Origin of the sequence: Candidatus Absconditicoccus praedator (assembly GCF_021057185.1) — a bacterium.
Lineage (GTDB): Bacteria > Patescibacteriota > Gracilibacteria > Absconditabacterales > Absconditicoccaceae > Absconditicoccus > Absconditicoccus praedator.
In genome coordinates this window covers 188241-201646 of record NZ_CP054059.1, presented here as the reverse complement: position 1 = coordinate 201646, position 13406 = coordinate 188241, and the positions used below count along the sequence as shown (strand labels likewise).

12 protein-coding genes and 1 CRISPR repeat array are annotated in these 13406 nt (G+C 26.4%); of the genes, 3 read left to right on the top strand and 9 right to left on the bottom strand.

The features are described from left to right. Window positions 1-11 precede the first annotated feature (11 nt). The 5 genes from HLG78_RS00955 to thyA form a co-directional block, all read right to left on the bottom strand. A complete protein-coding gene (locus tag HLG78_RS00955) occupies window positions 12-326 on the bottom strand; it encodes a hypothetical protein (protein WP_231178576.1) in 315 nt (104 codons plus the stop codon). Between the two features lie 255 nt (window positions 327-581). Further along, window positions 582-839, bottom strand: coding sequence for a hypothetical protein (locus tag HLG78_RS00950; RefSeq protein WP_231178573.1), 258 nt, complete (start codon window positions 837-839; stop codon window positions 582-584). A 1-nt stretch (window position 840) separates the two neighbouring features. Beyond that, a complete protein-coding gene (locus HLG78_RS00945) occupies window positions 841-2256 on the bottom strand; it encodes a hypothetical protein (protein ID WP_231178571.1) in 1416 nt (471 codons plus the stop codon). Next, window positions 2241-2816: a guanylate kinase gene (gene gmk / locus HLG78_RS00940; protein WP_231178569.1), complete on the bottom strand. Its 576-nt coding sequence runs from the start codon at window positions 2814-2816 to the stop codon at window positions 2241-2243. The genes HLG78_RS00945 and gmk overlap by 16 nt, the downstream gene beginning before the upstream one ends. A 26-nt stretch (window positions 2817-2842) precedes the next feature. Continuing rightward, a complete protein-coding gene (gene thyA, locus HLG78_RS00935; RefSeq protein ID WP_231178567.1) occupies window positions 2843-3739 on the bottom strand; it encodes a thymidylate synthase in 897 nt (298 codons plus the stop codon). 195 nt (window positions 3740-3934) lie between these two features. On the opposite strand from thyA, the gene HLG78_RS00930 reads away from it, so the two are divergent. Then, window positions 3935-4774 carry a hypothetical protein gene (locus tag HLG78_RS00930; protein WP_231178565.1) on the top strand — a complete coding sequence of 280 codons (840 nt, stop codon included), beginning with the start codon at window positions 3935-3937 and terminating at the stop codon, window positions 4772-4774. A 2-nt stretch (window positions 4775-4776) separates the two neighbouring features. Here HLG78_RS00930 and HLG78_RS00925 read toward each other — a convergent pair whose 3' ends face one another. Next, window positions 4777-7128 carry a DEAD/DEAH box helicase family protein gene (locus HLG78_RS00925; RefSeq protein ID WP_231178564.1) on the bottom strand — a complete coding sequence of 784 codons (2352 nt, stop codon included), beginning with the start codon at window positions 7126-7128 and terminating at the stop codon, window positions 4777-4779. Between the two features lie 176 nt (window positions 7129-7304). Between HLG78_RS00925 and HLG78_RS00920 the strand changes: the two genes are divergently transcribed. Continuing rightward, window positions 7305-7754: a hypothetical protein gene (locus tag HLG78_RS00920; protein ID WP_231178563.1), complete on the top strand. Its 450-nt coding sequence runs from the start codon at window positions 7305-7307 to the stop codon at window positions 7752-7754. Window positions 7755-7821: 67 nt separating this feature from the next. After that, window positions 7822-8643, top strand: a complete 822-nt coding sequence (locus HLG78_RS00915; RefSeq protein WP_231178562.1) for a regulatory protein RecX — start codon at window positions 7822-7824, stop codon at window positions 8641-8643. A 38-nt stretch (window positions 8644-8681) separates the two neighbouring features. On the opposite strand, the gene HLG78_RS00910 is transcribed toward HLG78_RS00915, so the two are convergent. The 3 genes from HLG78_RS00910 to cas1b all read right to left on the bottom strand — a co-directional run bounded on the left by HLG78_RS00910 (window position 8682) and on the right by cas1b (window position 13397). Then, entirely contained in the window at window positions 8682-10169 is a 1488-nt protein-coding gene (locus tag HLG78_RS00910) for a carboxypeptidase M32 (protein ID WP_231178561.1), read from the bottom strand. Between the two features lie 299 nt (window positions 10170-10468). Then, a CRISPR array of direct repeats spans window positions 10469-11959; the repeat unit is 30 nt; unit sequence ATTTCAATACTACATTAGTTCAGCTAAGAG. Window positions 11960-12111: 152 nt separating this feature from the next. Further along, on the bottom strand, window positions 12112-12396 hold the full coding sequence (gene cas2, locus HLG78_RS00905; protein ID WP_231178559.1) for a CRISPR-associated endonuclease Cas2: 285 nt from the start codon (window positions 12394-12396) through the stop codon (window positions 12112-12114). After that, window positions 12396-13397 carry a type I-B CRISPR-associated endonuclease Cas1b gene (cas1b, locus tag HLG78_RS00900; protein WP_231178557.1) on the bottom strand — a complete coding sequence of 334 codons (1002 nt, stop codon included), beginning with the start codon at window positions 13395-13397 and terminating at the stop codon, window positions 12396-12398. The genes cas2 and cas1b overlap by 1 nt, the downstream gene beginning before the upstream one ends. Window positions 13398-13406 lie beyond the last annotated feature (9 nt).

Below are 13406 nucleotides of genomic sequence, written 5' to 3'. Positions count from 1 at the left end.
ATCTAAATATATTAATTATCATTATCTGAAGAAAAGATACTTGCTATTCTTTCTTTTAGATACTGAGTAGTATTGTCTTTCATTTCTTGAGTATATTCTTCAATTCTTTGGTTGAAATTAGTAACAATTTGGTCTCTTTGTTGTTGTATAACATCTTCGATATTTATTTCATCTCAGGTATAAACATCATATCATCTTTCCATAGCTTCATTAAATGCTTTTGAAGCATTTTCAGCGGAAAAATCAGCCATAATATTAAAAGAAGAATAAGCTCAAAACAAGTATCCAACAATAAAAGCCAATATTATTGAAACAAAGATTTTCATTATAAATTTTTATATAATAAAATACTAATTTATTAATATTTTTTTAAAATTTGATTTTTCTCAAGATAATATCTCAATAAAACTTTTGGATTTATTGAAATACTTTGAAAGAATATTTATTAAATATTTATTTGCAAGTCATTTTATTGGTTTTTGTTTGAATTTAATAATGTATAAATCAAGTCAGTTATATTGTCAACTTAATTCTACTTTTTCAACCTTACTATTTGGAAAAGCTTTTACATATATTTTCATTTATATAAAAAACCTTTTTGTAACATAATAAAAAACTCCTCAAATCAAAGATATTTCTACAAGCAAAACCAACATCATTTGAATAAATGTCATCAGGTCCATTTGTATTGATGATGTTCACAATCAGTCTGCAACCATGTATCAAACAAAATCATTAAATATAGGATTGAATATTGCATTAAATACAAATACAACAAATATTGCTGTAGAGAATGATAATAATAAAGGATGTTTCTTAAGTGTATTTATAAATTTCATTTTAATCCATTTTAAAATTAAATATAGCTTCATCAGAATGTATATCAAAACTACCATACACTTTTTTATCTTCCAACATATCTAATTGTGAGTCATCAATTCAAAACATTTGAGTAACAGCAAATCACCTCAACAAACCAACAATATCTTCCAAGTTTATATAATATGTAAGTAATGAGTTTTCTGTATATTTCATATCTAATAAATCTCAATTTATAGTTGGATCAAATATATTAATATGAGTTTTTCAATCTTTACCTTCAAATTCTATACTTCAAGAAATTGGCATAGGCATTCATTGAGTTATTGTAACATCTACTCAAAAACCATTTTCTGTTTCATAATAATCTACATCTTGCCCTATCCCAAGCTGTTGAACAAGTTGTTCTATATCATCTCACATAGCTCATTCTACTGCATCAAAGAATTCTATTCAGTCTATTATAATTTCTCATCAAACTCAAAATCCTGCTGAAGTTTGTCCCAAAGATATTGAAATATTATTATCAAGACCTCTTATAATATCAGCAATCTGCTCGTCACTAAACATTTCTGGTTGTCATACCATTCACATTCATCATGTTAGTCAAACATTTGCAGCAACCTCATCAGCATCAATTCACAAAAACTCAAATAAAGATCCTATTTCGATATGAGCCAGTGCTCATTCTTTTTTATTTTCTAAAATTTCTGGCTGAAAACTTATGTTGTCAGAAACTCATAAATCTTTAGAAAATAGGGCAGAAATTTGTCATTCTCATCACTGAGAAGAAATGTTACCAACAACCAAAGAATACTCCAAAATGTCTATATAATTTTGAAATAATTGTTGTTCAGTAGGTTGCTGCATTCTATCAGCATCGGCAGCAGATAAAACTCAAAAGTTATTTTCTTTTCATAAAGTTGAAACATAGTTTTTAGTTCTTTCAAGTTCTTCAAGGTTTTTTCAGTCGTAATCTTCAAAAAAGCTAATTGATTCTTGATTTCAATATACATACACTCCTCATTCTATTTGTTGAAAATCATATCATTCTTCCATTAAAAATCATATTTCTTCAACTTGTTGGATATCAAATCATCTATCCACATCTACAAGAATAAAACTTATTGCATCAACTCAATCTCATTCTTGAAAAACAGCTAGTTCATTGATTCAATCCAGCACACCAATCATCTCTTCTGCTTCTTGTCAATCTGTTAATTCTAATAAAGACTCTATTCTATCATCAACTGACATATAAAAAACTTGTCAAAGTTGTCAGGGAATATGTTCTATTAAGGCTGATTCAGAATAGTCATCTCAATGTAAATTCATTAAAAAAAATCAAAATCATATAGTTAGAAATATTCATACAAGTCATATTATGATATATTTTTTTATGTTATCCATTTGAAGCTTTATTATTTTATAAATCATAAATTGTTTTTAAAGATTTTTTCAAAATCTTCAATAGCTTTATCAAAATCATCATTTACTATATTGTAATCAAACTTATTTTTTGTTTGCAATTCATAATTTGCATTTTCCATTCTTATCTTGATTTGTTCTTCTGACTCTGTTCATCTATTGGTAACTCTATTTGAAAGTTCATCTATAGAAGGAGGCAATATGAAAAAACTAGTCACCAAAAAATCATTTGATAAACTATTTTTTAGATATATAGCTCATTGAGGATCAACTATATACATTGGAATTTTTCAAGCCTCTAAAATTCTATGCAGCTCACTATATGTAGAACCATAATAATTGCCATGTACTTGGGCATATTCTATAAGATCACCTTGTTCTATTTTTTTTTCAAACTGGTTTTTTGAAATAAAATAGTAATCTATTCAATTTTTTTCTCAGTCTCTAATACTTCTAGAAGTTGTAGTAACAATTTTTTCAAAAAAATTTGGATGATTTGAGATAAGTTTGTATCATATTGTAGTTTTTCAAACTCAACTAGGTCAAGATAATATTACAATACTATTCATATTAAGATTTAATAATAAATTATTTTTTATACAGCTATAGGAGCCTTAATGGCAGGATAACTCTCATATCAACTCAAAATAAAATCTTCAAATTCTATATTGTTTATATCCTTTATATTTCTTGCTATTTCTAAAGTAGGGAAATCCAGAGGCTTTCTTGAAAGCTGAGTTTCAACTTGTTCAAAATGATTGTGATATATATGAGAATCTCATATTGTATGTATAAACTCTCATGGCTTGTATCAGGTAATTTTAGAAATCACAATCAATAAAGCACTATAAGAAGCAATATTAAAAGGAACTCACAAAAACATATCTGCACTTCTTTGATACATATGAAGAGATAATTTTCAGTTTCATACATAAAATTGATACAAACAATGACAAGGAGGCAATAACATGCTATCAACTTGTTGAGGGTTCCAGGCATTAACAATTATTCTTCTTGATTCAGGTGATTTTTTGATAAGATCAATTGCATTTTGAAGTTGATCAATTTTTTTATTGTTGTAATTTCTCCATTGGTATCAGTAAACAGGTCCTAAGTCTCAATATTTTTGTACAAATTCATCTTCTTTGGGTAAGCTTTTTATTTTTTCTATAAAATCTTTTTGAGATAAAGCATTTTCAGTTCATACATCATTTACATAATTTTTATAAGGCCAATCATCCCATATATGTACATCATTATCAGCTAGGTATTTGATATTAGTATCACCTCTAAGAAACCAAACTAGTTCATGAAATATTCATCTTGTAAACATTTTTTTTGTAGTAAGCAATGGAAATCATTTTGATAAATCAAACCTCATTTGAGATCAGAAAATGCTTCTTGTTCAGGTTCAGGTCCTATCTCATCTGTCGATACCATTATTAATTATATTTTCAAGCAAGTTTAAATATTGATATTCTGGATGAGGCATTTTTTTAAATTAATTTCTAAAGTTATTTTAAGTTTTGAGAACATTTTTGATAAAATTAATTTTTTATCAGTTTAATTATTTTTTTTTGTATTTCAAGTTTCGTTTTTTATTTTACCAATCAATCATTTGAAATAATAAGACAAATTCTTATAATTAATATTAAAATACTTTAATAATTCAAAATAAATCTACAACATGCAATTAAATATAGATTATCATTTTCATCCTAATCTTTCTATTAACAATCTACTGGCACAAAAAAAAGTAAAAAAAATACGAAAAAAATTTACCGAAAAAAACATTAACTGCATATTAAGTACCGAACATTCATACAAAAATCCACAAAGAGCTTATCAAATAATGAACAAATACAAACCAAGTTGATATTTTTGCTTTCCTTGAATGGAATGTATTACCAAAGACTGAATAGATATTATAGTATTTTCTTATGATAAAAAAATATTCAAATATGAAGAATTAAAACCATTTAGACTGACATATTTTGAACTTATTGATTTTATAAAATCCAAAAATGATTTGTATTCCTTTGTAACTCATCCTTATAGTTTGAATTTAAGTTGAGTTGTAAGCAAACTTTGACAATCACAATATAAAACTTCTTTACAACTTTTGAAGGCAGTAGAAATATCAAATTGAGCTTTTGATAATTTTTATTTATTTTTGAAAAAAACACCTCTTAACAAAATATTTCATAAAAAAATTGATAAAATACTTAAAACAAAAACTATTCCAGTAAATGACTATAGCTGAGATTTAGATTTTATAGCTGTATGAAGTGATGCACATCATATTAATGAAATTGGTAATTGTTGTAGTATTTATTTTGATTGAGAATATACAGATTGTTCAGTCTTTGAAGCAATTACTACTAGACACAAACACTTCCAAATAAATTTCAATCAACTAAATAATATTGATTGGAATATGTTGTTAAGAAGTGGGCTAACTTCATTCCAAGAATTTTTATTGAAAAAATACTATAAATATACTACTTGAATACTAGCAAATAATTAATATTACCTAAAAAGTTGTAATTGTGGATCAAACTCATCTATATCATAATCTTCTTCTGTTAGTTTTTTGATGCAATTACTTCACTGTTTATTTATATTTATATGAATTTTTCATTTTTTAACTTTTCAGCTCAATACATAAATATTGTCTGAATTTTTTTGAAAGTTCAATCTCTTTTTAAACCTATTTTTGTCATTTTTACTATTAAATCAACTAACCTCACAAAACAATATTTGATCAGTAGAACTATCAGATAATTCCATAATTAATTTAGAATCTTCTAAGTTGGATATTTTCATTATCTTAAATCTTCCACAAACAACTTCTCATTCTTCTACTACTCAATTTTTTATTTGTTTGATCCGATAGTCTCAAATTGTTTGTTTTTTGGGTTTGTCAAATTTTAACATTTTTTGTTTTTGATGTTTTTTTACACTACTAGAAAAATCTTGAGGTGATTTGAGTTTATCCCAAGTTTGTTTTAACTTTTCTCATTCTCTAAATTGATCTAACAACTGTCTTTTTGCGGATTTTTTCCTTGAAAACTGTTGATAATATTCAATGGTATCTTTTGGGTAAACAAAATGTACATTAGCTCATGCTTTGTATCTTCCTACCCTACCTACAAATTGCAATAAATCTTTTTCGTTTTTTGGTAAATTATATAAAACCAACTCAGATATATCAAAGTTCATTCAAAGTTTCATTACTGAAGTAGTAAATACTATATCAATATCTCAAGATTTCACCTGATCAGAAACAAAATTTTGAATTATTTTCTGTTTTTTGCTTTTATTTCATCATACCATATATCAAACCTTGAATCATTTTTGTTTTGCTATTTCCATAAATCTAAAAATCAACTCTTTATCTTCTACATAAACCATTGTAGTTTTACCATGCTTTTTGTTAGTTTCAGATATTTCTAGAGTTTGTTGTAGTTTTGGATGATTACAAGAGTTTTCATATTCGGCCAAAATTTTTGCAAAATTTTCTAATTGATATTTGTGCTTAAGTTTTGAAAAAAGCTGTAATCCAAAATTTGAATATTTTATGTTGTGATAAAATTTAGAGCTATCGTAATTTTGATTCTCCTCACATTTATTTTCAAATTTTATTATTTCTTTATCAATTTCTTCAATAAGGTCAGTTACATTTTTGAGAGTTTTTGTATAATCATCAGTTTCAAGATTTTTTTTAAGATTATTCAACTTGTCCAAAATGTATACTAATTTTTTGAAAATTAAGTGTTGATAAAATTCTTTAGAAAATTTTTTTCTGATTCTTTTCTTTAGCAACTTTTGCATTTGCAACTGTTTAGTTTTATTTATATAAGATTTTGACTTTAATTTGTTTTTTTGAAAAGTTTCAAGGATATCAGAAGGAATTTTTACTCATTGAGTTTTTAAGTTTTTAAAAAAACTATCAATATTATGAATAATATAACTTCTTGCAGTTTCCAGTTTTTCTTGTAGGTTTCTGAACTCTTCTGATTCCAGACTATTTTGAGGAGCTTGACTATGTAGTAGATAATTTCTTGGTTTGTAGTTTTTTTCTTGTGAGCCTACAAACCAGTCTTGTATATCAAAACTTGTAATAATTTTTTCTTGGTTTGTAGAAAGAGCTGTAAGTCATAGTATTCTAGGCTGATTTCATTGTTCTTTTTGATATTCATAATTTTTAAATGTAGGATAATTATGAGTTCAAGACTCTTTGTTTCATTCTTCTCAGATATGAATCTCATCTATTATCCATAGATCATTTGTTGTAGATGAAATTTTTTCTAGTCAATGATGTGTTGTAAAAACAATTTTGGGATTTGATTCCAACTCATCTTTACTATTCATATATCATATTTCAATACTTTTTTTGTCGTATCAATTAATTTCCAAAAACTCCAAAAAAGCTTGATATTGTTGTTTTACAAGTTCATTTGTGGGAGCACAAAAAACTACTTTTCACGGCTTTCACAAATATTTCAACATCTCATTGAGTGCTACAATTGTTTTTCATTCTCAGGTTGTTAATGAAATTATACAGTTATTATCTTGATTTTCATTCAAAAAATCAATTGCCATTTGTTGTCAATCTCTTTGCTCAAAAGATCTTGTTTCTACTGTCTCTTCATAACTTGGTATTTGTTCGCTATAATCTTCTGCTTTAATCTTTTTTTTACCAAGTGCTTTTCTAAGTTCTTTTTTATATTTACTTACATAATACCCCAATGCTTTCTGGAAAAAAATGTCTTCAAGTGACTTATTTGTTTGTCAAAGTATTTTCTGTATTTGAGATTTGTTGGGTCATCAATAATTTTTACTTACTTTTTCTAGTATTTTCAATGTATCTGGTTGCATATATTATTTGTTTATGATAAAAATTATTGCCATAATAAAAAAAATTCTTAAAAAGTCAAAACAATATTGACAAAATTTAAAAACAATTGATTTTTAGAAAAAAATTATTAAACTTATCAGTATAGTAGGTGGTTTAATTAAATTATTATTAAAATTTATTTTACTTAATTTTGAAAATGTCAGAACAAGTAAAACTTGACCTTTGACTCCCAGGTGAAAACAACCCAAGTCAGGAAAGTAATTTGAAAAAAGCAGAAATTTCCCAAACTTTGTCATCAAAAGATATGTTTTTGAGAAGTTTGGATGATGCAGTTAAGTGTAATTGAACTATTGATTTGGATGGTTTTAGACAAACTATATGAGTCTGCTCAGATGTTTTAAAAACAATGTTTTCTGAAATAAAAGAAAACTATTGAGAAATAAATTTTTCGTTATCAATCAACTTTTTAGGAAGAAATGTAAAATTAGAATTTTCAAATGGTCAACTAGTAAGTATTCAAGATCCGTATGTAGTCTACAAAAATAACTGAAAAAAATTTATTTGTGTGATTGAAAAATGAAAAGATAAAGAATATCACAATGCTGCCAAAAGAATTATCAAAATCTATAACCAATCAATTAAATAAAAATTGTGTTTGATGTTTTGGTAAAAATAATTATCATGACAAAAAACTTTAACAATATGTGATTAAAATGTTTGAGCCTACTAGCAAACAAAAAGAGCTTTTAGAAAAAAAATTGAAATTGATTTGAAAGGAATATTATCTTCCAGAGTTTAATACTGCAAACGAATTTCAAAGTTATCTTGAAAAACTAGATAAAAAAATCAAAAAAAAGTTTAAAAAACAAACTCAAACTGTTGCCCGAAAAAAAGAAAAATTATATAATTATTGTATTAAACTTTTAGACAGATTTGGACTATATACAGAAAACAAACTAAGAGAAAAAATGCAAACAAAAACCTCAAACAAAGAAGATATAAATTATGTGATAGAAAAACTAAAAGAAAAAAATTTTATAAACGATGAAAGATTTGCTGAAATTTATATAAATCAACAACTTAATAAGTGAAAATGATATTATCATATAATTAAAAAACTTAATGAAAAATGATATACCTGAGACCAAAAGCCTCTAGAAATTGATGAGTATGAAAGCTTATTTGAAACTTTAACAAAAATTGTTTGAAACAATGAATTCAATGATTTATCACTACAAAGCCAAAGACAAAAGCTGCTTGCCAAACTACAAAGGAAATGATACAGATACAATTTGATATTAAATGCAATAAAAGAGTTGGAAGAAAAACAACAAATTCCAAAACTAAGATATCAAGTCCATGAAAAATTCTACAAAGAAAAAGATATACAAAAAGATGCCAACAAGGTAATCAAAAAATTTAACTTTGATAATTTGTCTGATTACAATCAAAAAAATAAATTTATACAAAAAATGCTTTATAGATGATATTCTTATGATAAGATAAAAGATTATCTAAATGAACTAGAGTCTTAAACTTATCTTATAGGGTATTAATAACTGGATTGATACTATTATTCAATCAAGCCCAAACTATTTAATTTTTCTTCCATAAAATTAATATACTTATCTACTGAGAAATTATCTTCTGCCAAAGAATTTATCACATCCAAAGATTTATTAACACTACCCTTTTTATGAATATTGTTGCTTAGATAAGATTTAATTTGTTCAAACTCTCAATTTGCAATAATCTTATCAAGTAATCATAGTTGTTGGTCCATATTTTGATAAATCCAAGAAGCATACATATTACCCAAGGAATAAGTAGGAAAATAACCAAATTCTGCATTAGCCCAATGAGGGTCTTGTAAAATTCATTCTTTTAGAGTAGTAGGCTGTACTCACAAATAATCATAATATTTTTGATTCCATATTTTTGGCATATCCTCAACTTTTATTTTTCAAGCCAACAAGTCTCTTTCCATTTCATATCTTATGATAATATGCATATGATAAGTAAGTTGGTCAGCACTTGTTCTTATCAAGCTTGGTTGTATATTATGAATTAATTTTACAAAATCTTGGTAATCATATCATTCAAACTCTTTTGGAAAATATTTAGATAATTTTGGAAAAAATCTCTCCCAAAATTTCGGGTTTTTGGCTATATAAAGCTCCCAAATCATACTTTGTGATTCATGCAAAGCCAAAGATCTAATCTCACCAGCAGGTAGTCAGTATTGAGATTTATCAACTCAGAGATGATATAAAGCATGTCACATTTCATGTATAGTAGTTGTTAGGCAATCAATTAGATCACCATCTCAAAGTCTAGTAGTTATTCTAGCATCATTTAATGATATTGAACGAGTAAAAGGATGTACCGAAATATCAAGCCTTCATTTATCAAAATCATATCAAAGTTCTTCTAAAACTTCATAAACTAGTTCTTTGATTTTATCTTTATTAAATCTTTTGTTTGCTAGTTCTTGTATTTTTGGATCAATTGTTTTTACTTTGTCAATTAATTCTTTTAGCTTTGGCTTAAATTCTTGAAATATTTCGTCAAGTTGATAAGTTTTTGTCCAAGGGTCAAACTCGTGCAAAAAATAATCATATAAATTATCTTCATAACCCACCAGATTAGCTTCTTCTAATCTCAAGTCCAACAATTTTTGGAACTCTTTGGCAAAAATTGAAAAATCTTCTTCTTGCCTTGCTTTTTTCCAGGCTGTATTTGTCTTAGTTTTTTGCAAAGCTATTTTTTCCAAAAGCTGAGAAGATAACTTATTGATTTTTTCTATATCTTCTTTGATTACAGTCAAATTTTTCTTTTGGATATCTTCTAGATCTTGGTTATCCAAAAGTTTATTTACCAAATCATAAAGATTTTTTTCAGTAAACTTTTCAAATTTTATTTTTGTCAATGTAGCAAGCATTTCTCACCTATCATCACTGGCTCAACTAGGCATATAAGTTTCTTTATCCCAAGTGGCCAAAGCTTGCATATTATCTAAATTTCTAATTTCTCTTAGTTTTTTTACCAACTCTTCGTACATACTTATTTTGTTTTAATGGTTAAAATTATAATAAATATAAGTAATTATCTGGCTTTTTCAATAAAAAAACTTAATTCCAGCTTGTAGAAGCCATACTTTTATAGTAATAGTTTACTAAATTTTGTTCTATAAAAAAAATATGGAAGCTATGATCTAGCTATCCACATTTTCATATTCCCAAGTCCAAATACTTAAATAGAATCAAACAAAAATGACATCCCCTATAAGAGTAAATAATCAAAATATGATTTTTTGGATTTCAAGAGAAAATTATTAAAAAGTAAAAAAAGCTATCATTTATTTCAATACTACATTAGTTCAGCTAAGAGAATGATAACAACTTGTTGGATACCAGAAAAAGTATCATTTCAATACTACATTAGTTCAGCTAAGAGTTTTCTTTTATCCAAAATGTGAGTCACAAACATAAAATTTCAATACTACATTAGTTCAGCTAAGAGTCTCTTGGTATTTTATATTGTACTGCTCAATAGCTGATTTCAATACTACATTAGTTCAGCTAAGAGAAAGCAAAACAAGTAAATATTGATGAGCTGGTGGAATATTTCAATACTACATTAGTTCAGCTAAGAGCAAATATTAACAAGATTTTGTATACTATTATGATGGGTATTTCAATACTACATTAGTTCAGCTAAGAGCAAAAACAAAAAAGATATTATTGTTTTTATAGTTTTATTTCAATACTACATTAGTTCAGCTAAGAGACATAAAAAAATGAAAAAAATATTATTATTGTTGTTTATTTCAATACTACATTAGTTCAGCTAAGAGTTGCTAAAAACTTATTAACTGGTGTATATCAATCACTATTTCAATACTACATTAGTTCAGCTAAGAGTAGAAGTAACGATAGAGTATAGAGATACATTTATGCAATTTCAATACTACATTAGTTCAGCTAAGAGTCAGCATTATCGTTTTTTCTTTGTGATGAAGCTTTATTTCAATACTACATTAGTTCAGCTAAGAGCCATTTCTCTTTCCTGCTCTGACTTCCTTCATTGTTATTTCAATACTACATTAGTTCAGCTAAGAGTGAGAGGAATTTATTGTTGAAGATGAGAGCCAAGATGATTTCAATACTACATTAGTTCAGCTAAGAGCCCATTCCGTGCTTGCTTGTCAATTATTTCAAAGATGATTTCAATACTACATTAGTTCAGCTAAGAGTTATTATTGGTCCTATTGTCATACCTAAAATTCATAATTTCAATACTACATTAGTTCAGCTAAGAGAATGAAAGCCTATGAGTAATCAGCATATATATTCTCAATTTCAATACTACATTAGTTCAGCTAAGAGTAGATGTTCCCCTAATTCTACTACTATTTCATAATCATTTCAATACTACATTAGTTCAGCTAAGAGAAACTAAATTAGATGGAATAGAAGATTGAGCAGAAGATTTCAATACTACATTAGTTCAGCTAAGAGATGCTCTCTAGCTTTTCATTTATATGTATCTTTGATATTTCAATACTACATTAGTTCAGCTAAGAGATTTAAACTTGTACTTCTATCTTGTGTTCATTTTCTATTTCAATACTACATTAGTTCAGCTAAGAGCTAGAAGGCTTGACGATATAATAGAAGGAACAGGTCATTTCAATACTACATTAGTTCAGCTAAGAGGTGCTAGTTGATATAATGTAAATATAAGTTTAATAACATTTCAATACTACATTAGTTCAGCTAAGAGCAATATGACATTTTTTTGGTTCTCGGTTTGTATCATATTTCAATACTACATTAGTTCAGCTAAGAGGCTTTGGACACCTGCCAAAACCCTTAATTAAATAATATTTATATAAAGCTCTAATGCAAGATTTTTTCAAATATAATTAATAAGTTTTTTCCAACTGAAAAACAAATAAAAGTTTTTTACAAAAAATCTGTTTCACATCCCAAAAAAATCTATTATATCATATTATCAATTGGACTTTTTTCTTCTCATATTACCTGTCTTTCCATAGCTCATTTATATGGCATATGAAAAATAATTATACTATTTTCTCACTCTGGTATTTCCTTCTGAAATTTTTTTACCATTTTTTTGAGATCTTCTTTCATACGAACAAAATCAGACTCCGGAAGTTCACCTTCAAAAACACTATTTTGTATCCAATTAAGTTTTTTCTTCAAATATTTATGAACTTTGGTTACTTTTTTTTCTGTTATATCATAAATTACAATTACATACATTAATAATTTTTTTCCATACTAAAAGGAACAAACTGCTCTTCTCACATGATATGTTTTATTAGCTTATAACAATCAAACTTTATCAAACTTCCATAACTTACTTTTCTTTTTAGCTTGGGATGATCTACTGTTTTCTGAACTCTTTCATCCCAGTATCTTAGAAACAACCTTCTTCCTTCTTCATTTAATACAGCATAATTAACATCATGCATAAAATGTTTTTCTACTTTTAGTACTCCCCTGTTTACCATGTTGAAAATGTTTCCATAAACCAACGGTATCTTGAAAACTTCTGATACATCCAAAGCAAGAGAAAACCTTCTTTGGAAAGGTTCATGCAAATAAGAAATTGTTGGATTTAGTTGAGTATGATAAATTTTTGTTAGTACATAAGTATAAAGCACAGAATTTCAAAAGCTTATCAAGGCATTTATAGGATTATCAGGTGGTCTTTTTACCCTTTTATTCAAAACAAATTCTTCTGGCAGGAACTCTTTGAAACTATTATAATAAACATCCCACAAACTTCATTCTACAAATAATACCTGATTGATATCCTTCTTGGATTTTATACCTACCAACATTTCCTGAATTTTATGAATATATTTTTCTACATTTTTGTGATGTCTCTGATAGTGCCTCAATGAACTTATCATATTGTTTCATATTCATTCAACTATATTGGATGCTATTTCTAATCTACTGGAAGTATTTTGATAATAGTTTACCTGATTCACAAAAAGCTTACCACTTACATAATTTTCTCTTGGATAATAACTTCATGAATAATATCCATAATAATTAAAAAAGTGAACTGTTATCATATTCTGGGTAAGAAAATTTAATAACTTTGAATTTATACTAACCTCTCAAAGACAAAAAATCTGTTCAATATTAGCTATTGGAATTACTTTCTGAGTAGACTCATTCTGAAAAAACAAGGTATTATCTTTTCTGCTAAGCTGTCAGGATTGAGTTATATAAAGATTTTTATTTTCCATTTTTTATAG